19 protein-coding genes and 1 tRNA gene are annotated in these 21,180 nt (G+C 65.2%); 1 reads left to right on the top strand and 19 read right to left on the bottom strand.

The window, feature by feature from the left end:
• Nucleotides 1-35 precede the first annotated feature (35 nt).
• The 9 genes from C7I55_RS22315 to C7I55_RS22355 form a co-directional block, all read right to left on the bottom strand.
• The gene (locus C7I55_RS22315; protein ID WP_106515251.1) at nt 36-800 is read right to left on the bottom strand and encodes a nucleotidyltransferase family protein; all 765 of its coding nucleotides are present in this window, start codon (nt 798-800) and stop codon (nt 36-38) included.
• Nucleotides 797-1,795, bottom strand: coding sequence for an aminoglycoside phosphotransferase family protein (locus C7I55_RS22320; RefSeq protein WP_233222357.1), 999 nt, complete (start codon nt 1,793-1,795; stop codon nt 797-799). Before C7I55_RS22320 ends, C7I55_RS22315 begins: the two co-directional genes overlap by 4 nt.
• The gene (gene tsaE / locus C7I55_RS22325) at nt 1,780-2,220 is read right to left on the bottom strand and encodes a tRNA (adenosine(37)-N6)-threonylcarbamoyltransferase complex ATPase subunit type 1 TsaE (RefSeq protein WP_269845233.1); all 441 of its coding nucleotides are present in this window, start codon (nt 2,218-2,220) and stop codon (nt 1,780-1,782) included. The genes C7I55_RS22320 and tsaE overlap by 16 nt, the downstream gene beginning before the upstream one ends.
• Nucleotides 2,217-4,571: a sensor histidine kinase gene (locus tag C7I55_RS22330; protein ID WP_106515252.1), complete on the bottom strand. Its 2,355-nt coding sequence runs from the start codon at nt 4,569-4,571 to the stop codon at nt 2,217-2,219. The genes tsaE and C7I55_RS22330 overlap by 4 nt, the downstream gene beginning before the upstream one ends.
• Before the next feature lie 161 nt (nt 4,572-4,732).
• A complete protein-coding gene (clpX, locus tag C7I55_RS22335) occupies nt 4,733-5,989 on the bottom strand; it encodes an ATP-dependent Clp protease ATP-binding subunit ClpX (protein WP_106515253.1) in 1,257 nt (418 codons plus the stop codon).
• A 232-nt stretch (nt 5,990-6,221) separates the two neighbouring features.
• The gene (gene clpP / locus C7I55_RS22340; protein ID WP_106515254.1) at nt 6,222-6,869 is read right to left on the bottom strand and encodes an ATP-dependent Clp endopeptidase proteolytic subunit ClpP; all 648 of its coding nucleotides are present in this window, start codon (nt 6,867-6,869) and stop codon (nt 6,222-6,224) included.
• A gap of 147 nt (nt 6,870-7,016) precedes the next feature.
• Nucleotides 7,017-7,961 (bottom strand): glycosyltransferase family 2 protein, encoded by a 945-nt coding sequence (locus C7I55_RS22345; protein ID WP_106515255.1) that lies wholly within the window; start codon nt 7,959-7,961, stop codon nt 7,017-7,019.
• Nucleotides 7,962-8,167: 206 nt separating this feature from the next.
• Entirely contained in the window at nt 8,168-9,826 is a 1,659-nt protein-coding gene (gene tig / locus C7I55_RS22350) for a trigger factor (RefSeq protein ID WP_106515256.1), read from the bottom strand.
• Between the two features lie 59 nt (nt 9,827-9,885).
• A tRNA-Leu gene (locus tag C7I55_RS22355) sits at nt 9,886-9,970 on the bottom strand.
• A 112-nt stretch (nt 9,971-10,082) separates the two neighbouring features.
• Here C7I55_RS22355 and C7I55_RS22360 point away from each other — a divergent pair.
• The gene (locus C7I55_RS22360; RefSeq protein WP_106515257.1) at nt 10,083-11,015 is read left to right on the top strand and encodes an aldo/keto reductase family protein; all 933 of its coding nucleotides are present in this window, start codon (nt 10,083-10,085) and stop codon (nt 11,013-11,015) included.
• Here C7I55_RS22360 and C7I55_RS22365 read toward each other — a convergent pair.
• From C7I55_RS22365 to C7I55_RS22410, 10 genes are all read right to left on the bottom strand, one after another.
• Nucleotides 11,012-12,358: an ATP-binding protein gene (locus C7I55_RS22365; protein ID WP_106515258.1), complete on the bottom strand. Its 1,347-nt coding sequence runs from the start codon at nt 12,356-12,358 to the stop codon at nt 11,012-11,014. The genes C7I55_RS22360 and C7I55_RS22365 overlap by 4 nt on opposite strands.
• Nucleotides 12,355-13,074, bottom strand: coding sequence for a response regulator (locus C7I55_RS22370; protein WP_106515259.1), 720 nt, complete (start codon nt 13,072-13,074; stop codon nt 12,355-12,357). The genes C7I55_RS22365 and C7I55_RS22370 overlap by 4 nt, the downstream gene beginning before the upstream one ends.
• 76 nt (nt 13,075-13,150) lie before the next feature.
• Nucleotides 13,151-13,546, bottom strand: a complete 396-nt coding sequence (locus C7I55_RS22375) for an RcnB family protein (RefSeq protein ID WP_106515260.1) — start codon at nt 13,544-13,546, stop codon at nt 13,151-13,153.
• A 207-nt stretch (nt 13,547-13,753) separates the two neighbouring features.
• Nucleotides 13,754-15,088 (bottom strand): nicotinate phosphoribosyltransferase, encoded by a 1,335-nt coding sequence (locus C7I55_RS22380; protein WP_106515261.1) that lies wholly within the window; start codon nt 15,086-15,088, stop codon nt 13,754-13,756.
• A gap of 74 nt (nt 15,089-15,162) precedes the next feature.
• Nucleotides 15,163-15,426 (bottom strand): hypothetical protein, encoded by a 264-nt coding sequence (locus tag C7I55_RS22385; protein WP_106515262.1) that lies wholly within the window; start codon nt 15,424-15,426, stop codon nt 15,163-15,165.
• Between the two features lie 122 nt (nt 15,427-15,548).
• Complete coding sequence (locus C7I55_RS22390) at nt 15,549-15,815, bottom strand: hypothetical protein (protein WP_106515263.1); 267 nt, start codon at nt 15,813-15,815, stop codon at nt 15,549-15,551.
• A gap of 202 nt (nt 15,816-16,017) precedes the next feature.
• Nucleotides 16,018-17,490 carry an Asp-tRNA(Asn)/Glu-tRNA(Gln) amidotransferase subunit GatB gene (gatB, locus tag C7I55_RS22395; RefSeq protein WP_106515264.1) on the bottom strand — a complete coding sequence of 491 codons (1,473 nt, stop codon included), beginning with the start codon at nt 17,488-17,490 and terminating at the stop codon, nt 16,018-16,020.
• A gap of 130 nt (nt 17,491-17,620) precedes the next feature.
• Complete coding sequence (gene gatA, locus C7I55_RS22400; protein WP_106515265.1) at nt 17,621-19,102, bottom strand: Asp-tRNA(Asn)/Glu-tRNA(Gln) amidotransferase subunit GatA; 1,482 nt, start codon at nt 19,100-19,102, stop codon at nt 17,621-17,623.
• A complete protein-coding gene (gene gatC / locus C7I55_RS22405; RefSeq protein WP_106515266.1) occupies nt 19,102-19,389 on the bottom strand; it encodes an Asp-tRNA(Asn)/Glu-tRNA(Gln) amidotransferase subunit GatC in 288 nt (95 codons plus the stop codon). Before gatC ends, gatA begins: the two co-directional genes overlap by 1 nt.
• Before the next feature lie 64 nt (nt 19,390-19,453).
• Nucleotides 19,454-21,142 (bottom strand): DUF4153 domain-containing protein, encoded by a 1,689-nt coding sequence (locus C7I55_RS22410; RefSeq protein ID WP_158266540.1) that lies wholly within the window; start codon nt 21,140-21,142, stop codon nt 19,454-19,456.
• Between the last annotated feature and the right edge of the window lie 38 nt (nt 21,143-21,180).

Consider the following 21,180-nt stretch of genomic DNA (forward strand, 5'->3'; position numbering starts at 1 on the left):
CGATCGTAGCGGCAGGCGCGGCCGCTTGGAAAGACTCAGCCACCCTGGAGAATGTCCTCGGTCTTTCGGATGTTCTCGGGCGCACCGACGTCGAACCAGAGCCCTTCATGGGCCATGCCGAACAACCGGCCCGCTTCCATCGCCTTGTTCCAGAAGATGTTGGTCGAGAACGGGCCTTCCGGATGCTCTGCGTCGAGCAGGCGCTTCGCCACGATCTGAACGCCGGTATACACGAAAGGCGCAACGGTGCCCGGCTTGCGGCGGCGGAGCGCGCCATCGGCCGCCATGTGGAAATCGCCCTGGCCACGATGGCAGTGCGCTCGTGCGAGCGGCACCAGCAGCAACAGGGCGTCCATGCGTTGATCGTCCCAGCCGGCGGCGAGCAGGCGTAGCGAATCGACGGGGCCATCGACCCACAGATTGTCGGAATTGATCACCAAGAACGGATCGGCATCGATAAGCGGAAGCGCCCTGATCAGTCCGCCGCCGGTCTCCAGCAGTTGGGCGCGCTCGTCGGAGATCACGATCTCGATGTCGGCGACGCGGTGGACGAGATGGGCTTCGAGCGAGTCGGCGAGATAATGGACGTTGACCACGGCCTTGCGGACGCCCGCGGCTCGCAATTTGTCCATGCAATGATCGATCAGCGGCTTGCCCGCGACCTCGATCAGCGGCTTGGGCCGGGTCGCGGTGAGCGGGCGCATGCGCTTGCCGAGGCCAGCGGCCATCACCATCGCTGTCTCGGGCACGTGCGCTGCGGGATCCGGACGGATCGCAAGCGTCTTGCGGGTAAAGCTCACGCGTAATCGCTCCAGGCGGCGGCGCGCCGACCGATAGGCACATTGGCATCGAACCAGGCTCGCACCGGGGCAAGGGCGGGATGGGCCAGATTGCGTTCGAGATAGCCCCATACGCGGGGCTGCAGGGAGAGATAGAGCGGCTTACCGTCCCGCTTCCACAATCGTGTGAAGATGCCGAGGATCTTGGTGTTCCGCTGTGCACCGAGCACTTCATAATGGGCGCGGAACAGCGCCGGATCGGACACCCTCGCGAGCGCGCAATAGCGCTCCAGCATTGCTTCTTCCAACGCTTGCGGCACGTCACGCCGCGCGTCCTGCAGGAGGGAGACGAGATCATAGGCCGGGTGGCCGGCGAGTGCGTCCTGGAAATCGAGTAGCCCAAGATCGGTGCGCCCCGGGAGCACCATCAGATTATCGGCATGAAAATCCCGAAGCACCATCACCGGTGCCTCGGTGGCAACGCGCAGCACGTCCGCCCAGGCTTGCCGCCATGCCGGCAGATAGGCGTCCTGATCGGCCTCGATCTCCAAAGCGGGCGCGTACCATTCGGTGAACAGCGACACCTCGCGTGCCATCGCCGCATCGTCATACGGTGGAATATCGGCCGGGGCAGGCTCCTCACTCAGGCGGGCGAGTATCGAGACCGCGGAATCGTAAATGTCCGTCTCGCGGGCCGGCACATCCCTGAGATACGGACCGACACGGGCGTCGCCGAAATCCTCGAGCAGGAGCAATCCTTGTTCGCGGTCGATGCCGAGCGGCTTCGGCGGCGCGAAGCCACGGTCGATCAGATGGCCGGCGACCCGCAGGAAAGGCCCGATATCCTCATGTTCGGGCGGCGCATCCATCAGTACCGCCGTCGCGCCGCCCTTGTAGACTCGGAAATAGCGCCGAAAGCTGGCATCGCCGGCGAGCGGTCGGATCTCGGCCCCGCCCCAACCATGTTTCGCGAGGAAGTCGGGCGCGGACGCCGGTGGAATCATCGGGGAGGCCATCGTGCTCCCCAAGCCGGGGGCAGTTCGGCTGTCAAGGCGCGAGCGCCCTCTCCGTCCCGCGCCAGGGTCAGCTTGAGCGCATGTGGCCACAAAGCGGTGCCCATCCGCTCGGGCCATTCGATGAGCAGGGCACCGCCGTCGAGCGCCTCGTCGAGCGCGAGTTCCCCTAGCTCCTCCGGATCCTCGATCCGGTAGAGGTCGACGTGCCAGATCGGCAGAGCGAGTTCTTCGTACGGCAGCACGATCGGAAAGGTCGGGCTTCCGACATCACCCGAGAAGCCGAGCCCGCGCAGCACGCCGCGCGCGAATGTGGTCTTGCCCGCACCCAGATCGCCGTAGAGCGCAACCACGTCGCCGGGGCGCAGGCTCGCGGCGAGGCGCGCTCCCATCCGCTCGGTTGCCTCGGGCCCTTCGAGCCGGATCACAAGGGCTTCCGCGGCAGCCTGAAGGTGACGGTGGTGCCCGATCCCGGCTCGGAGACGAGATCGATCCGGCCGCCATGCGCCTCGACAAATTGCTTGGCGAGCGGAAGACCAAGGCCGAGTGCAGATTCCTCGCCGGACGCGGGGCCGGTGGCGCGATTGAACCGATCGAAGACACGCGTCTGATCGGCAGCGGGAATCCCGCGGCCATTGTCGGAAACGGTAATCTCGGCGACCGCGCGCGTGCCGCCGGCGTGCAGAAGGATACGCCCACCCTCCCCCGTATAGGCGAACGCATTCTTGAGCACGTTGTCTAGCGCCTGACGCAGGCGGCGGCGATCGCCGGTGACCCGTCCGGCATGGCCTTCGATCCGGACTGCGAATTCTATGCCTTTGCGCTCGACCGCATCACGGAACATCTCCGCCGATTCCTTGCACATTGCGGCGATGTCGACATCGTCCTCGGCAAGCAGGAGGCTGCCGCTGTCGCTCTGGGTGAGATCGAGCACGTCGTCGATCAAGGCTCCCAGCCTCGCCACCGACTCGAGAATGGCCCCGACATATTCCATCGCGGTGAGCGGAAGCTCGCCAGCATAGCCGCCCGCGAGCATCTCGGCGAAGCCCCCGATCGACGTCAGCGGCGTGCGCAGCTCGTAGCTCATGTTCGACACGAAGGCGGTTTTCAGACGATCGGCCTCTTCCAGTGCAGACGTGCGCTCGCGAAGTGCCGCTTCGACGGTGCGGCTCGCGGTGACGTCGAGCATTGTGAAGAGTGCATTACCGTCCGGAAGCGGTACCGCGGCGAACTCGAACTCGCGTCCATCGAGGAAGGAAACGCGTCCACCCCTCTGCTTGCGCTCCACCGTCGCGCTGCGGACCAGCTCGCGCACCAGGCTGGCATGCGCGGCATTCTTGAGCTTGCGCCCGATATGGGTGGTCAGTGCATCGATGCGCGGATGCGCGGCGAGCTGCTCTTCCTCGAACTGCCAGAGCTCACGGAAGCGATTGTTCCAAAGGTGGAGCCGCCCGTCCGATGCGAAGACGCCGACCGCCTCGAACAGATTGTCGAACGTGGCCGTACGTACCCTCAAAAGGGTATCGCGGGCGGAGGCGAGCTGGAGCTGCTCGGTGCGATCCTCGAATATCAGAAGCAGACCGCCATCCGGCAGAGGCTGCGCAACGACCCGCAGGTGTCGGCCGCCGGGGAGCAGCCAGTCCTCTTCCTCGGCGCTCAGCGTCTCGGTGAACCAGCGGCCGCGATCACGCTTCCACTCCGGATAATCGCGCACCTCGGGTAGGTTTCCGGCCTCCCGCATGCCGTCGAGCAGCCGGTTGAACTCGGGGCCGTCGGCGAGCGTCTCCGCGCGCAACGAGAAGAGCCGCGCAAACGGCTGGTTGAAGAAGATCAGGCTGCGGTCGCGCCCGAACTGGGCGACACCGGCGGACAGTCGATCGAGCATGTCGCGCTGGGCACTGACAAAGCGAGTGAGGTCGGCACGCGCCTGCTCCCGATCCTCGACGTCGATCGCATAGCCGGCGACTCCTGTCTGCCCAAGCGGGACTTCCACCACGCGCATTGTCCGCCGCTCTCCGGCGATGGTGGCCGGAACGGTGCGCGCGGACGGGATTCCGCTCTCGCGCACCATGTGCGCCTGGCGCGCCGCACTGCCCTCGCTCTCGTCGATCAGCTCGATGCCACCGGCAGTGACGCTCGCCGCGTTGTCGGCCTCGACCGCGCGCACGTAGGCACCATTGACCATCGTCAGCCGCAGATCGGGTCCGCGATGCCACATCGGAAACGGCGCTGCTTCGATAAGGCCGGTCAGTGCGTCGAGCGCGGCGGCGAGTCGATCGGCGCGCTCGCGGAGGGCGCCGATCTGCTCCTCAGCCTCTGTCGCATCGGTGAACCAGAGAAGCACCGAGCCGACGGGCGCAGGCGGCGGGGCTGGACCGCCACGCACCTGAAACACGCGCGCGGAGCCGTGGGCGCGCACCGGCAGCGAGAAGGTGGCCCCGGTAAGCGCCGCATCGCGCACCCGCTCCGCGAGGAGCTCGGCAGCCTCCGGCTCAAGTCCGGCGCCATCCCTCGAAAGATCGGTGAGCCTGGCTGGCGAGACATCGAGCCCTAAAGCATGGGCGAGGCGGGACGACGCCTCTGCCCGGCCGCTCGCGTCGGCAATCAGCGGCATTGCCGGTGATGCCGCGAGCAGCGCGCTGGCCCGATCCGCCTGGACTGTCAGTCCGGCGGCGAAATTGGTGCGCCGGGCAGCGCGCAGCGAAAACCAGACCGCGAGCGTCAGCCAGGCGCCGCAAAAGAGCGCCAGCAGCACTGCGGCCGGAGTAGAAAGCGTCACCACGCCGTCTGTCTAGCGGCAAGCAGCAGCGGGCGGAAGCAGCCACTCTGTCGGGGCCCTCTGACGGCCCCAAAGCGGGACGGCAAAGCGGCTTAACCGAGACGGAGAAAGGCGCGCACCTTTCGGCGCGCGCCTTCCCATTGTCACTGTCCGAGGCCCATTCAGGCCGCGTCTTCAGCCTTCTTGGCGTAGATCCGCACCGGCTCCTTGCGGCCGTCGACGACGTCCTTGTCGATCATCACCTCGTCGACACCGTCCATCGACGGCAGGTCGAACATCGTGTCGAGCAGGATGTTCTCCAAGATCGAGCGAAGGCCGCGGGCGCCGGTCTTGCGTTCGATCGCCTTCTTGGCAACGGCGATCAGCGCCTCGTCGGTGAAGGACAATTTGACGTCCTCCATGTCGAACAGCTTGGCGTACTGCTTCACCAGCGCGTTCTTCGGCTCCTTGAGAATCTTGACCAGGGCGACCTCGTCGAGATCCTCCAGGGTCGCGATCACTGGCAAACGGCCGACAAATTCAGGAATCAGGCCAAATTTCAGGAGATCGTCCGGTTCGCCCTGGCGCAGAATCTCGCCGGTGCGGCGTTCCTCCGGCGCGGCGACATAGGCGCCGAAGCCGATCGACTTGCCCTGCAGGCGGTCGGCAATGATCTTTTCCAGCCCCGCAAAGGCGCCGCCGCAGATGAACAGGATGTTCGTCGTGTCGACCTGCAGGAACTCCTGCTGCGGATGCTTGCGTCCGCCCTGCGGCGGCACGGAGGCCGTGGTGCCCTCCATCAGCTTGAGCAGAGCCTGCTGCACGCCTTCGCCCGAGACGTCGCGGGTGATCGACGGATTGTCAGACTTGCGGCTGATCTTGTCGATCTCGTCGATGTAGACGATGCCGCGTTGCGCCCGTTCGACATTGTAGTCGGAGGCCTGGAGCAGCTTGAGGATGATGTTCTCGACATCCTCGCCGACATACCCGGCCTCGGTCAGCGTCGTCGCGTCTGCCATCGTGAACGGCACGTCGAGCAAGCGGGCGAGCGTCTGCGCGAGCAACGTCTTGCCGCAGCCCGTCGGGCCGACCAGCAGGATGTTTGACTTGCTGAGCTCGACCTCACCGTTCTTGGAGCCGTGGGCAAGGCGCTTGTAATGGTTGTGGACCGCGACCGACAGGACGCGCTTGGCGTGGCTCTGGCCGATCACGTAGTCGTCGAGATGCTTGCAGATCTCGAGCGGCGTCGGAACCCCGTCGCGGGTCTTCACCAGCGAGGACTTGGTCTCCTCCCGGATGATGTCGTTGCACAGCTCGACGCACTCGTCGCAGATGAACACGGTGGGGCCAGCGATGAGCTTCCTCACCTCATGCTGCGATTTGCCGCAGAAGGAGCAGTAGAGAGTGCTCTTGGAGTCGCTGCCGCTAAGCTTCGTCATAGTCTTCCTATCAGGCGCCGATGCGCCCTCTGCCACGGGGCCACAGTAGACTGTATTATGCCACAGTCACAATGGCCTATAGATTAACGTCCCACCCGTGCCGCGCCCGCGGCGCGGGAGGAACTCTGGGGAGTGCGCCAACCGGTCTTTTGTTCCGGCCGAAGCGAGTGTCCGGGAACTCCCCGTCCCGGCAGAAGGGCCCTCCCCCGGCACGCCGGAGGAGGGAGCAAGATCAAGCGGCCTCCGCCTGATGGGTGGTGTCGCCTTCACCCGGTGCCGGACGCTTTTCGAACACTTCGTCAACCAAGCCGAAATCCTTCGCCTCGGCAGCGCTGAAGAACTTGTCACGCTCCACTGCGCTTTCGATGGCCTCGAGCGTCTGACCGGTGAATTTGGCCATCAGCTCGTTCATGCGATGCCGAATACGCAGGATTTCTTTCGCCTGGATTTCGATGTCGGTAGCCTGCCCCTGAGCACCGCCAGACGGCTGGTGAACCATGATTCGGGCATTGGTCAGCGCAACGCGCATGCCCGGCTCGCCGGCCGCGAGGAGGAACGCGCCCATCGAGGCAGCCTGGCCCATGCACACCGTGCCGACGCGCGGCCGAATATATTGCATGGTGTCATGGATCGCCATCCCCGCCGTTACGACGCCGCCCGGCGAGTTGATGTACATGAAGATATCCTTCTTCGGATTCTCCGATTCGAGGTAGAGCAGCTGCGCCGTGATCAGCGTTGCCATGTGATCCTCTACCTGGCCCGTCACGAAGACGATCCGCTCGCGCAACAGACGCGAATAGATGTCGAAGCTGCGCTCGCCCCGATTCGATTGCTCGATGACGATAGGCACGAGGGCGTTGACGATGTCTGGGTGATCCATGGGTGTCGGGAATCCTGCTTTGATTGGATGCGGCCAACATCGGAGCAAAGTCCGGCCTGTTCAACCCCTAGGCGTAGCGCAGCCCGTCGGAGAGCGCAAAAGGAGGCCGCTCCGGATCGGAGGCGATCCGGAGTTCCGCTCCGCAGCTCAGCGCTCGGCGCCGGGCGCCGGGAAGCTCAGGTAGAAGAGGCGCCGGTTCTCGCGCCGTCCGCGGACTACGGTGTCGAGGATCAGGCCGACGGCGAAGCTCAGCGCCGCGACGATCATCAAGCCGGTGATCAGGATCGCCGTCGGGAACCGCGGCACCAGCCCCGTCTGAGCGTAGGTGATCGCCAGCGGAAGGCCGAGGACGAGGCCGACGAGGGCGAGGAACAGGCCGAATCCGCCATAGAACAGCACCGGCCGCTCGATCCGGAACAGATGGAGGATCGTCTTCATGATCCGCCAACCGTCACGATAGGTGGAGAGCTTGGACTGGGAGCCTTCCGGGCGGGCGCCGTAATCGGTGACGATCTCGCCGACCGGCATGGCAAGCTCGAGCGCGTGGACGCTGATTTCCGTCTCCGTCTCGAAGCCGCGAGACAGCGCGGGGAAGGACTTGACGAAACGGCGAGAGAAGACTCGGTAGCCGGAGAAGATGTCGGTGAAGGTTCGGCCGAACAGGCTGGCGAGAAGCCCGGTGAACAGCCGATTGCCGAGCCGGTGGCCGCGCCGATAGGCTTCCTCGATGGCCGAACGGCGCGCGCCGACGACCATGTCGAGTTGCTCGTCGAGGAGGCGGCGGACCAGTTCTGGCGCTGCCGAAGCATCATAGGTCGCATCGCCATCCGCCATCACATAAATATCGGCTTCGATGTCGGCGAACATGCGGCGGACCACATGACCCTTGCCCTGCATGCGCTCGGTGCGGACAATTGCACCCGCCGCTCTCGCGACCTCGCAGGTCCGATCCTGGCTGTTATTGTCGTACACGTAGATTGCGGCATCCGGCAGCGCGAGGCGAAAGCCGGCGACCGTCTGAGCGATTGCCGCTTCCTCATTGTAGCAGGGAAGCAGCACCGCGATGCGCAACGTCGAAACAGGCAAGAGCATCCCCGCGCGGCCAGTATCGTCGCCAGCCTCGACTCTGCTTAGGCCAGACGGACTTGGGTCGACAACCAACATGCGCGACGCCTTTCATGAGACGGCACGGAATAAAGCACGGACGCGCCTGATTTTCGCTTAACGCCTAGGCGCCTGTCGGCCGGGCGCGACCGACGGGACGCCCTCCTCCGCCGCAGCGGAGGAGAGTCTCCAGCTTACGCCTTCTTGGCGCGGGCCTTCTTGGCGGGCTTCGCCTCGCCCTCGGCGGGAGCAGCGTCATCGGAAGGAGCCGCATCCGCGGCCGGAGCAGCGTCCTCGCCAGCAGCGGCTTTCTTCGCGCGCGGCTTCTTGGCCGGCTTCTCGTCTGCTGCCGGGGTCTCCGGGGCCGCCTCGGCAACCGGAGCGTCCTCCACTGGCGCCGCGTCGGCGGCCTTCGCCTTCTTGGCAGCCTTCTTCTTCTTCGGCTTCTCGTCGCCATGGGCGTGCGCATGATCATGATCGTGATCATGGTTGCAGTCGGGCCCGTGAACGTGTCCGCCGGTGCCGGTCTCGGTCGACTCGATCTCGGCCTGCAGCTCCTCGCGGGTGACGGCGCGATCGGTCACTTCCGCCTTGGAGAACAGGAAGTCGACGACCTTGTCCTCGAACAGCGGGGCGCGCAGCTGAGCGGCGGCCATCGGCTCATTTCGGACATATTCGACGAAACGCTGGCGATCATCGGGGCGATATTGCTGCGCCGCCTGCATGATCAGCTGGTTCATCTCGTTCTGATTGACCTGGACATTGTTGCGCGTCCCGATCTCGGAGAGCAGCAGGCCGAGGCGCACGCGGCGCTCCGCAATTGCGCGATAATCCTCACGCTCGGCTTCGATCTCAGCCATCGCGGCTTCGGGATCGGCCTCGTGGCTCGCCTCGTGCTCCAGCTGCTGCCAGATCTGGTTGAACTCGGCCTCGACCATCGACGGCGGCACCTCGAAGCTGTGCGCTTCCGCGAGGCGGTCGAGCAGCTTGCGCTTCATGTGAGTGCGGGTGAGGCCGTTCAGCTCCTGCTCGATCTGCCCCTTGAGCAGACCACGAAGCTGCTCGAGGCTCTCAAGACCCATCGACTTGGCGAATTCGTCGTCGACGCCGCCCTCGCGCGGCTGCTGGACCTCGGTGACCTTGACGTCGAAGGTCGCGTCCTTGCCCTTCAGGTTCTCGGCCGGATAATCATCCGGGAACGTGACGTTGAGCGTGCGCTCGTCGCCGGCCTTGACGCCGATCAGCTGGTCCTCGAAGCCCGGGATCAGGCGACCCGAGCCGAGCTCGACCCGCATAGCGTCGCCCGTGCCGCCCTCGAACGCCTTGCCGGCGACCTTGCCGACATAATCGATGACGACGAGGTCGCCGATCGCCGCTTCATGGCCTTCCGGCGCGGGATCGTAGCTCTTCTGGCCCTGCGCCATGCGCTCGACCGCCTCGTCCACTTCGGCTTCGGTCGGCTCGACGGTGAGACGCTCGAGCGTGAGGCCCTCGATCTGCGGCTCCGGAACATCCGGCAGCGTCTCGAGCTCGACGCGAATGACCGCGTCCTGCCCCGGGCCGCCTTCTTCGAGTTCGACCGCCGGCTGCATCGCCGGACGCAGCTTCTGCTCGGTGAGCAGCTGCTGGACGCCTTCCTGCACCGCGGTGTTCAGCGCTTCCTGCTGGAGCGCCGGGCCGTGCATCTTGCGGACGAGGTTGGCGGGAACCTTGCCGGGACGGAAACCAGGCATGCGAATCTGGGGCGCGACCTTCTTCAGCTCGCCGTCGACGCGGGCGTCGATCTCGGAGCTCGGAATGGTGATCCGGTAGGCGCGCTTCAGGCCCTCGTTCAACGTCTCGACAGTCTGCATTTCCGCTCTTCTTCTCGTCTCGGGATAAGGCGGCCACGCCAAGAGCGGGCCACGGCGGCTGGTGCGGGCGAAGGGACTCGAACCCCCACATCTTGCGATACTGGAACCTAAATCCAGCGCGTCTACCAGTTCCGCCACGCCCGCTGAGGCCGCCGGTCGCGGGGCTCTATAACAGGCCGGGCAATAGGGGCAAGCGCAATGGCTTGACGGGAACGAAGCCGATGATGGCGCTTTTGCAGCGCAGCGGAGGAAGATCATGCAATATCGGCAGCTTGGATCCAGCGATCTCAAAGTCTCGGAAATCTCGCTCGGATCGTGGCTAACCTTCGGCGTGGGCGTCGAGGCAGACAAGGCCCGGGCCGTAGTGGATGCCGCCTTCGATCTCGGAATCAACTTCATCGACACGGCGAACGTCTATGGACGCGGCGCCGCCGAGGAGTTCCTGGGAGAGGCCTTGAGCGGCCGCGCCCGCGACAGCTATGTGCTCGCCACCAAACTCTATTTCCCGATGAGCGACCGTGACCGCGGCCTTTCCGCTGAACAGGTGGAGAAACAGCTCGACGCCTCCTTGCGTCGGCTTCGCGTCGACGTGGTCGATCTCTATCAATGCCATCGCTACGACGACGAGACACCGCTCGAAGAGACGATGAAGGCACTGACCCGCGCCGTCCGTTCTGGCAAGGTTCGATATCTCGGCTTCTCTGAATGGCCGGCCGACAAGATCGAAGCTGCGACCCAGATGGCGGACGTCGAGAAGTTCGTCTCCAGCCAGCCGCAATATTCGATGCTGTGGCGAGCACCGGAGGAGGCGGTCATTCCCCTTTCCCGTGCGAACGGCATCTCGCAGATCGTGTGGTCGCCGCTCGCCCAGGGCGTGCTCACCGGCAAATATGCGCCTGGCGCGCCGCCGCCGCCGGGAAGCCGCGCGACCAGCGAGGAGATGGGCGGCTGGATCGATCGCTTCCTCACCCACGCCGTGCTGGACCGCGTGCAGAGGCTGAGGCCGATCGCCGCGGAGGCGGGGCTGAGCCTCGCCCAGTTCGCCCTCGCCTGGGTGCTGCGCGAGCCGAACGTCGCCTCCGCGATCGTCGGCGCGTCGCGCCCGGACCAGCTTGCCGAGAATGCCGCAGCGTCGGGTGCCAAGGTCGATCCTGCGCTGTTCGCGAAAGCCGAAGCGATCCTCGCTTAGGAGGGGAACTCGAGACAGGCGATGAGCCCACCCTCGGGTGCGTTGCGCAGGATCAACGTCCCGCCATGGGTTTCCGCGGCCGCTTTGGCGATGGCAAGGCCGAGACCGCTGCCGCCGGTGTCGCGACTGCGCGATTGCTCCATCCGCGCGAACGGCTCGATCACTCCAGCCAGTTGCTCCTCCGGGATGCCGGGCCCGGAATCTCGAACCTCGATCCGTATCCTGTTCCCCGCCGGTCCCACCGAAACCCGCGCCGCGCCACCATATTTGACGGCATTGTCGATCAGGTTGCGAACCGCCCGGCGAAGAAGGTTTGGTCGGATGGTGAGCACCTGACGCGCCCCCTCCTCCATCTCCACGTCCTTGCCGAGTTCGCGGAATTCTTCGACGAGGGCGTCGGCGAGTGCGGCGACGTCCATCGCACGGGGGGCTTCGCGATCACGGCCCGACCGTGCGAGCACCAGGATGTCCTCGAGGGTCGAGTTCATCTCCTGGATCGTGGCCGCCATACGGGCGCGGTCCGCTTCCGGCTCCATGCCCTCGGCGCGGATGCGCAACGACGCGAGCGGCGTGCGCAGATCATGCCCGATCGCGCCGAGCATCCGATCCTTTTCGTCGAGCAGGGCAACGACTCGCTGGTTCATGGCATTGAACGCTTCGATCGCGCGGCGCAGGTCGGCCGGGCCGCGCGACTCCACCGCCTCGGGCGAGCCGCGACCGGCAAATCCTTCGGCCGCACGGGCAAGGTCGCGCAAGGGACGCGCGAGCCGCATCGCGACGAAAAGGGTCGCCCCCAGCACGATGAGGTAAAGCGCGAGCGTCGCTGCGCCGAGGCGATGGGTAAGCCAGGGATCCGGCCGAGGCGTCAACAGTCGGCCGTTCAGCCACTGATCGCCATAGCGCGCTGACAGAAGCAGCACCGGCGCAGCCTGCCCGCCTTGCGCCTGCCGCGCGCGATCCTCCCCGCGATTGCGGCTGCGGATCTGGGCCCGTACTTCGGCAGCGGGCACTCCGTTTTCAGCCAGCGTCTGCGCGAGGCGTCTCTCGATCGCTGCATCCCGGTCGGCCGGCGAGGTGACGGCACTTTCGGCGCCGATCGCAAACCGGGCTCCTCGACGGGATGAATCCTCCAGCACTGCAAAGCGGAAGTCGGCCGGAGCCTGCCGCAAATCACTTGCTACTGCAGCGTAACGTGTGATCGCAGGTCCCTGATTTTGCGCAAGACTCAACTTCTGACGCTCGTTTAGAATGAGTGCGAAGTTGACCAACTGCGCGACGAGCAAAGCGGCACCGATCAGCAAAGCCATCTGCCCGAGCAGGCTCCTGGGAAAGAAGCGTCTCATAGCCGGCGCACGTCGGCGGCCAGCGTATAGCCACCGCCCCAGACCGTCTTGATCAGCTTCGGATCGGAAGGGTCAACCTCAACTTTGCGGCGTAAACGACTGATATGATTATCGATGCTGCGCTCGAATGCGGCGAGTTCGCGGCCTTGGCTGAGATCCAGCAACTGATCCCGGGTGAGCACGCGCTTGGGGTGGGTCACGAACGCGAGAAGCAGGTTAAACTCGCCGGTGGACAGCGGCACCGCGACATTGTCCTGATCGACGAGCTCGCGCTCTCCAGTCTTGAGAATCCACGGTCCGAAGCCGTAGCCGGTCGCATCCGGCGCGTGAACCGCCTTGCCCCTCCCCTCCGCGCGACGAAGCACGGCCTTGATGCGCGCAGCGAGTTCGCGCGGGCTGAACGGTTTGGTGACATAGTCGTCGGCACCGAGCTCCAGCCCAACGATCCGGTCGGTCTCCTCCGCCTTGGCGGTGAGCAGGATCACCGGCGTACCGATCGTCGCGCGTACGAAGCCGGTCAGCGATAGGCCGTCCTCGCCGGGCATCATGACGTCGAGCAGGATGAGGTCGATTGCGTGTGCCGCCAGCACCTGGCGGGCGGCGGGCGCGTTTTCCGCCTTGGTGACACGGTAGCCGTTGAGGCCGAGATAGGCCGCTAGGGGATCGCGGATGTCGCGCTCGTCGTCGACGAGCAGGATGTGGGGCTCGTTTGCCATGGTTTCCCCTTAAGGTGGTCCTGCCGAAAAGGCGAAGGCCCCGGGACGTTCCCGCCCCGGGGCCTTCGGCGCCGGCTTAGAAGCGGCTGCCGAGCACCGTGCCGATGATCCCGCTGGTGATCGCAACAAGCACCGCATCATTGCCCGACTGGACCCAGCGATAGCCGCGCGGGGCGTCGGAGAGGCGGTAGGCGCGGGGATTGTTGATCACCCGGTAGTTGCGGGCATAGCGGCTGTCGAACCGCTCGCCGCGGCGGAAGCTGCGATAGCTGGCGCGGTCGTCGCGGCGCACCTGCTTCACATTGACCACCTGGCGGCCGTTGTTGCGCTGAACGACGCGGGTGGTCTCGACCCGCTCGACCCGGCCGCGATCATTGTCGTAGCGGCCACCCGGTGCGGCTTCGGCGGCGACGGGAACGGCGACGACGGAAGCGGCGACGCCGGCGAGGATGATCTTCTTGACGGTCTTCATGCTCTGTCTCCTTGGTGCGCCGTCATCCGGCGTTGAGAGACATTTGGGCCTCGCGCGTCGCGGAGCTTTGTCGAAGAATCCGGAAAAGTGTCGCAACGTGTCGCAATCGCTCCCCTCCCCTTCAGGGGAGAGGCCGGGAGACGGGCAGAGTTGTCGGGGAATTGGAGAGATCGGAGGTTCGCCCATTCTCCCCTTCAGGGAAGAGGATCAAACGAGCGTCGGGACTTCGGACGCTCCATGGACCCCGAAAACCCGGCGATAGCGCTCCACCTCTTCGGCGGGACCCGTTGCCTTGCTGTAATTGTCGCTGAGCTTCACCGCCGGGTGACCATTCGCCGCCTTCAACTTGCAGACGAGCGAGATCGGCTTCAGCGCGTCCGGATCGGCCGGGTGGCAGCCGAGGAAATCGTTGGTCAGCATCGTCCCCCAACCGAAGCCGAGCCGCACCCGTCCTTTGAAATGCTCGTGCACCGCGATGATGTCGCTGCCGTTCGGCGCGAAGCCGGGAATCTCGACGTCCATGCCGTCCGAGAAGATGATCAATTTCTCCCTGGGATCGACTGCCATCCGCTCCCAGAAGGCGATCAATTCCTCGCCCGCATCGACCGGTAGCTTCGAATCCGGCCGGGCGCCGGTCCAGTTCGATACCCATTGCGGGGCGTTGGCGAGAAACTGCGTCGTCCCGAACGTGTCCGGGAGAAAGACCAGGAGCCCGCCGCGATAACTGTTCTGCCATTGCTGCAGCACCTTGTACTGTGCATTGGCGAGGCATTCGTCATCCTGCGGCGGACACAAGGCGGCAAGCGCCATCGGCAGTTCGTGGGCGTTGGTGCCGCGCGCCTCGAGGCCATGTTTCAGCGCCAGGAAGGCGTTGGACGTGCCGGTGAACGCCTCGCCGAGCACCTCCCGCGCCGTGAGGATGCAATGCTCCTGCCACAGGAAGCCGTGGCGGCGGCGGGTCCCGAAGTCGGTCAAGTTGAGATCTTCGACCTTCGCCAGCCTTTCAAGCTTGGCGTAAAGCTTTACCTTGGCGCGCGCGTAGAGGATGTCGAGCTGGCTGCGCCCCATCGTCTTCATCACAGCGCGGTTGCGCAACTCGTTGACCACGGAGAGCACGTAGATCTCCCAGAAGGTGACCTCGGCCCAGCGGCCGTGCGTTTCGAAGACGATCTGCCCGCTCTCCGCGTCCACGCGGAGCTCGTAATCCGGAAGGCGCAGCCGCCGGAGAAAATCGATGTAGGACGGGCTGAACATGCCTTCCTGCCCGTAGAAAGTCTGTCCGCGCAGCCAGATCAGCTCGTTGGCCAGGAAGCGGAGCGAACGAACGTGATCAAGTTGCTCCCGCAGCTCGTCGAGATCGATCATGTCGCCGAGGCGCACCGATTTCGTGCGATTCGCCAGCGCAAAGGTGGCTTCGTCGTTGAAATGCTTCTCCCAGATCATCTGGCCCATCAGGAACTTGTAAAAGTCCGTGTCCAGCAGGGTCCGGACGATCGGATCCATCGGAAAGCTGTGATCCCAAGCGCGGCGGGCGAAATCCATCACGGCTCCTCGTTACCGGTGTTTCACCGCTAACAGCGGGAAGTCAGCAAGGATGCAAGGTTTCGAAGCGCGCCTCAGGCGGCGCGGCCATGCTTCCATCCGCGACGGCCGCGGTCGGCGCCGGCGCCGTGCAGCTTCACCTCGCCGAGCGGTACGGCAGTGCCGCAATCGTTGCACTCGGCAAGCAGTCGCCCGACCAGCCAGTGGGCTCCGCCGCATTCCGGGCAGCTTCTGACGTCACCGGGACGATAGACGGCACGCGTGCCGCCCTGATGATCGTCGTTCGCGGCATCGCCACCGTCCTGCACGATCCTGGAACCCTGATCACTGAAATGCACGCACCAACTCCCTACCCGCTCTTCCTTCGTAGCGAGGAAATCGGTCATCGTGGAGACTGGTTACCGTGAAATTTTCAATAGCTTAGCCGCGTTGCGGCACAGCCACAGCCAGGAACGTCATCTTAGGCCGCAACGTCGAACTCTGCGTCGGAATGACGCTGCGGCTTGGCAGGGGGGCGGTAGAGCACACCGACGCCCGTCATTCCGGTATCCGCAAGCGCGAGCGCCGTCGCGCAGAAGCCACACTCGGCCGAGATCCGTCCGACCAGCCAATGGCTCCTGCCACATCCGGGGCACTGATTGGCTTCGCCGGGCCGATAGACAAGCTGATAGCCACGCGCCGAAGGATCGTGCGGGAAGGCTCTCGTACCTGAAATGGCTCTCAACATCACTTGGCTCCTTGGCAGCGTTACTCGTTACAGCTGCGATGAAACGTTCTATCTCATCGACGAGTTGAACGACCAATGAATGTCGGCTGTTGCAAAGCGATTGCGCAGATGGCGCGATAGTGTGTCGATTGTGTCCGTACGGACACACTTCCGGGTTCAGCCCCGCGTGCATGGCGCGGCGATGAAGCCGCGCCATGCAGGTTTAGCCGAGGGCCTTCTTGAGCAACTCGTTGACCACGGTCGGATTGCCCTTGCCCGCCATCGCCTTCATCGTCTGGCCGACGAAGAAGCCGAACAGCTTGTCCTTGCCGCCGCGATACTCGGCTACCTTGTCGGCATTGGCAGCCATCACCTCGGCGATGACCTTCTCGATCGCACCGGTGTCCGAGGTCTGCTTGAGGCCCCGCTCTTCGACGATCGCCCCGGGATCCTGGCCGGTTTCGAGCATGATTTCGAACACCTGCTTCGACAGCGTTCCGGACAGGGTGCCGTCGGCGACAAGCGCCAGCAACTCGGCGGCCTGCTTCGGCGTCACCGGGCTGTCGACAAGGCTGCGCCCAAGCCGGTTGAGCGCGCCGAACAGATCGGACATCAGCCAATTGGCCGCGCGTACGGCATGTTCCTCGCCAAGCTGCGCCAGCAGGTCCTCGAACCAGCGGGCGGTGTCGACCTCGGCCGTAAGTACGGCGGCATTGTACGGCGTCAGGCCGAGCACCGCCTCGTAGCGGCGGCGCTTGGCGTCCGGTAGTTCGGGCAACGATTCGCGGCACTCTGCCAGAAAATCGTCGGTGAGCTCGACCGGGAGCAGATCAGGATCGGGGAAGTAGCGATAGTCATGCGCTTCTTCCTTGGAGCGCAGGCTGCGGGTCTCGACCTTGTCCGGATCGAACAGGCGCGTTTCCTGGACGATCGTTCCGCCGCTCTCCAGCACGTCGACCTGGCGGTTCGCCTCATATTCGATCGCCGCCATGATGAAGCGGACCGAGTTGACGTTCTTGGTCTCGGTGCGGGTGCCGAACGGCGCGCCGGGCTTGCGAACGCTGACATTGACGTCGGCGCGCATGCTGCCCTGTTCCATATTGCCGTCGCAGCTGCCAACATAGCGCAGGATCGACCGCAGCTTGCGGACATAGGCACCCGCTTCCTCGGGGCTGCGCATGTCGGGCTTGGAGACGATCTCCATCAGCGCCACGCCGGAGCGATTGAGATCGACATAGGAGAAGCTCGGATGCTGATCGTGCATCAGCTTGCCGGCATCCTGCTCGATATGGATGCGCTCGATGCCGACGGTCTTGGCCGAGCCCTCATCCTTCTCATCGAGGAGGATCTCGATCTCGCCTTCGCCGACGATCGGATGGTAGAGCTGGCTGATCTGGTAGCCCTGCGGCAGATCGGCGTAGAAATAGTTCTTGCGGTCGAAGCGAGACCACGGGTTGATCTTGGCTTCCAGTGCCATTCCGGTGCGTACCGCCTGGCGGATACATTCCTGATTGGGCACCGGCAGCATCCCCGGCATCGCCGCATCGACCAGGCTGACCTGGCTGTTGGGCTCGGCGCCGAACTCGGTCGCCGCACCGGAGAAGAGCTTGGCGCTGGAGGTAATCTGGGCGTGGACCTCGAGGCCAATCACGACCTCCCACTCACCCGTGGCGCCGTGGATGCGATAGGTGCTCATGCGTGCGTTCCAAGAACGTGAGCCGTTGGGGCCGAGCTTGTCGAAGCCCTTCCGTTCCCTTCGGCTGCAAGGAAGAAAAGCGCTTCGACCGGCTCAGCGCAAATGGACTCTGCTTCGGGCGAAGGAATGCTCACCACCATGCCTCCGGACGCGCTTTGAACCCGGCGCGCTCCTCGAAGGCGAGCGCCGCGTTGAGAACGCCCTGTTCATCGAGCGGACGGCCGATCAGCTGCAGCCCGAGCGGAAGGCCCTGGCCGTCGAGCCCCGCGGGCACTGCCATCGCTGGCAAGCCGGCGAGGCTGGCGGGCACGGCAAAGACGTCGTTCAGATACATGGCGATCGGATCGGCCGTCTTCTCGCCGAGCCCGAAGGCTGCGGACGGGGCAGTCGGCGTCAGCAGCAGGTCGACGCTCTCGAACGCCTGGTGGAAATCGCGTGCGATCAGTGCCCGCACCTTCTGCGCCTGATTGAAATAGGCGTCGTAGAAGCCTGCAGAGAGCACGTAGGTGCCGATCATGATCCGCCGCTTGACCTCGGCCCCGAAGCCGGCCGCGCGGGTCGCCTCGTACATTTCCGTGAGATTGCCGTTCTCGGGCGCAACCCGCTGGCCGTAGCGGACGCCGTCATAACGGGCGAGATTCGACGAGGCCTCGGCCGGCGCGATGATGTAATAGGTCGGAAGCGCGTATCTGGTGTGCGGCAGCGAGACGTCCACGATCTCGGCGCCGGCATCGCGCAGCCAGGCGATGCCCTGCTCCCAGACTGCGTCGATCTCCGCGGGCACGCCGTCGATGCGATATTCCTTGGGGATGCCGATCCTCTTGCCGCGGATGTCGCTCGAAAGGTTCGCTTCCCAGTTCGGCACCGGCAGATCGAGGGAGGTCGAATCCTTGCGGTCGAAGCCGGCCATCGCTTCGAGCATGACCGCGCAATCGCGAACGTCGTGGGCCATGGGGCCCGCCTGATCGAGGCTGGAGGCGAAGGCGACCATGCCGAAGCGCGAACAGCGGCCGTAGGTCGGCTTAATACCGGAAATGCCCGTGAACGCGGCCGGCTGTCGGATCGAGCCGCCGGTGTCGGTGCCGGTTACGCCAGGGGCGAGCCGCGCCGCGACCGCCGAAGCGGAGCCGCCCGAAGAACCCCCTGGAGTGATTCCGGCATTGCCGCCATCGTTGCGGCGCCAGGGCGACAGGACGTTGCCGAAGACGCTGGTCTCGTTGGACGACCCCATCGCAAACTCGTCCATGTTGAGCTTGCCGAGCATCCCCGCCCCGGCGGCGAACAGATTGCCGCTGACCGTCGATTCGTAGACCGGCTCGAAGCCCTTGAGCATGTTGCTGCCGGCCGTCGTCTGATAGCCCTTGGTGGCGAACAGATCCTTGATGCCGAGCGGAACGCCCGAAAGCGGCTTGAGGTCGCCGGACGCACGCGCGGCATCGGCGGCATCGGCTGCGGCGAGGGCATGCTCGGGGGTCTCGATGACGAAGGCGTTGAGCGCCCGCCCCTTCTCGACCTGGGCGATAAAGGCTTCGGCGACGTCGCGCGCTTTGAAGTCGCCGTCGCGGACGCCGTCGCGAATCTGGGCGACGCCGAGCTGAGTGAGGTCGGTCATTATTCGATCACCTTGGGGACGGCGAAGAAGCCGTGTTCGGCCACCGGCGCGTTGGCGAGGACGGCATCGCGGATGCCGCCATCGGTCACCTGGTCTTCGCGGAGCCGCAGGTGGTTGGGGATGACCGCGGTCATCGGCTCGACGCCGGAAACGTCGACCTCCTGCAATTGCTCGACCCAGCCGAGAATATTGTTCAGTTCGGGCGCGAGCGCCTCGACCTCGGCATCGCTGACGGCAATGCGGGCAAGACGCGCGATATGGCGGACGGTTGCGGTATCGACGGACATGAAGGCGCGCTAGCATCCACGTTGCGGTGCATCAAGGACGGCGCGCACCCGGCCCGGCCGCCATTCACTCGATCGCGTGCCCGATCGGCTTCCCGTCGACATAGATCCTGCGGGCGGTGACCGTCCGCACCTCGATCTTGCCCGTCGGCAAACCGACAACCGCGGGCTGAGCCGGGCCTGCGCCGGCGGAGACGAGCCTCCACGAACCATCGGATCCGCGGTCGAACAGGGCCACATCGGGCGCGCATTCCCGGCATGCCACGCTGAGGAGCACCGCCTGGGAAGGCGAGTCGATAAGAAGCCGGCATGATCGCGCGGCGCATAAACCCTCCTTGTTGATCGTCGCCGAAAGCGCGGGCGGCACGTTCGCGCCCGCGGGCGTCACCACCATCGGGCGTGGTGCGGGTATCGACGCCTCGGCGACGTTGGGGAGCAAGGCCCATCTATTTTGCGCGGCGAGCGCCTCGGCAGCACGACTTCGGATGATCGCCGAGGGACTTCGGGAGAGGGTCTGCAGCGCCTGCCGTCCGGCAGGGCCGAAATCGAACCGCAAGGCTGCCCAATCGAATTTCTCCGGAGCAATACGGCCCTGCTCCAGCCGCGCCACCTGATCGCGGGCGGAGATGGCGCCGAAGCTCACGATCGGCAGCGCGAGGAAGAGCGTGGTGACCGATAGACCCGCAGCGATCAGGACGTTGATTCGCCGCAGCGCCTCGGGCCAGGATCGTCGTCCCCACGCGATCGCCACGAGGTAGCCGATTGCGAATGCAAGCACGGCACCGACGAAGACGGCCGCCCAGAGACGATCCGGCGTAAGCCCATATTGGCCGATCCGCTTCGCCGTCGACACTGCGGCAACGCCGCCGAGAGGCACCCCGACGAGAGCAAGTGCGATCGCCGAAGCGCGGACGGCACGCTGGTGCGACACTTCCTCTCTATTGTTTCCCACCACCGCGTTGACCAGGACGATTGCCCCGAGGATCGAGACGAGCAGGATCGGTGTCGTCGCCTTGGTACTCTCCCAAAGTGGTTCGAGGCCTGTGAACGGCAGGGACATTACGAAGAGAACGAGTCCGGCCGCAAGAACCGGTGCGAGCACCGACAGGATTGCCCGTATTACGCGCTGCAGCGTCTCGACGACGCCCTCCCGATCCCGGAGCAGTCCGATCGCTCCGCCGAAGGCAGCGCATGCGATCGCGGCTAGGAGCCAGCCTTTCTCGATCAGCGTTTGCAGGGCATCGAGCCCGATCAGCGCAAACAGGGCAGCGAGCAAGACCGTCAGCAGGATTGCGACCAGCACGAACGCGCAAGCGGCCACCCCGAGGATCAGATCGGTCCAGATATGGGCGAGGATTCCGGACGGGGAGAAATCGAGCCGCGCACGATCGCGCGCAGCCTGGAACAGCGGCAAGGCGAGGACGACGGCAGCGATCGACGAAACGAAGCGCCAGCCCTCGCCGGCGGTCCATTCGCCCGGCGCGCCATTCGCCCAAGTTACGAATCCAGCGGCGAGGCCTCCGGCGATCGCGAACATCGCCGCCCACCGCCAGCGAAGGCGCTCGAGACCGAGCGACAGCAGGATGCCGGACACGCCGAGAAACGCGGCGACCGACACATCCAACCTGCCTTCACTTTCGAACGCGCCGCCCTCGGTAAGCTGGTGGATGAGTATCCCCGTCGCCGCTCCGAGCACTGCCAGCACTGCTGCGCGCGCCGGCCATGGTCCGTGATCGATGCCGGCTTCCTCGCCCAACTCCACTCTCCTCGGTTGCTGCCCACCGCCGGGCCCAC

The sequence above is a fragment of the Allosphingosinicella deserti genome (genome assembly GCF_003012735.1).
Lineage (GTDB): Bacteria > Pseudomonadota > Alphaproteobacteria > Sphingomonadales > Sphingomonadaceae > Allosphingosinicella > Allosphingosinicella deserti.

Coding starts and splice junctions, on each gene's coding strand:
- tig (WP_106515256.1), bottom strand. CDS start 9,826: ATGCAGACTGTCGAGACGTTGAACGAGGGCCTGAAGCGCGCCTACCGG.
- gatB (WP_106515264.1), bottom strand. CDS start 17,490: ATGAGCACCTATCGCATCCACGGCGCCACGGGTGAGTGGGAGGTCGTG.
- C7I55_RS22390 (WP_106515263.1), bottom strand. CDS start 15,815: ATGTTGAGAGCCATTTCAGGTACGAGAGCCTTCCCGCACGATCCTTCG.
- C7I55_RS22360 (WP_106515257.1), top strand. CDS start 10,083: ATGCAATATCGGCAGCTTGGATCCAGCGATCTCAAAGTCTCGGAAATC.
- C7I55_RS22365 (WP_106515258.1), bottom strand. CDS start 12,358: ATGAGACGCTTCTTTCCCAGGAGCCTGCTCGGGCAGATGGCTTTGCTG.
- C7I55_RS22370 (WP_106515259.1), bottom strand. CDS start 13,074: ATGGCAAACGAGCCCCACATCCTGCTCGTCGACGACGAGCGCGACATC.
- gatC (WP_106515266.1), bottom strand. CDS start 19,389: ATGTCCGTCGATACCGCAACCGTCCGCCATATCGCGCGTCTTGCCCGC.
- C7I55_RS22345 (WP_106515255.1), bottom strand. CDS start 7,961: ATGCTCTTGCCTGTTTCGACGTTGCGCATCGCGGTGCTGCTTCCCTGC.
- C7I55_RS22380 (WP_106515261.1), bottom strand. CDS start 15,088: ATGGATTTCGCCCGCCGCGCTTGGGATCACAGCTTTCCGATGGATCCG.
- C7I55_RS22375 (WP_106515260.1), bottom strand. CDS start 13,546: ATGAAGACCGTCAAGAAGATCATCCTCGCCGGCGTCGCCGCTTCCGTC.
- gatA (WP_106515265.1), bottom strand. CDS start 19,102: ATGACCGACCTCACTCAGCTCGGCGTCGCCCAGATTCGCGACGGCGTC.
- C7I55_RS22320 (WP_233222357.1), bottom strand. CDS start 1,795: ATGGCCTCCCCGATGATTCCACCGGCGTCCGCGCCCGACTTCCTCGCG.
- clpP (WP_106515254.1), bottom strand. CDS start 6,869: ATGGATCACCCAGACATCGTCAACGCCCTCGTGCCTATCGTCATCGAG.
- clpX (WP_106515253.1), bottom strand. CDS start 5,989: ATGACGAAGCTTAGCGGCAGCGACTCCAAGAGCACTCTCTACTGCTCC.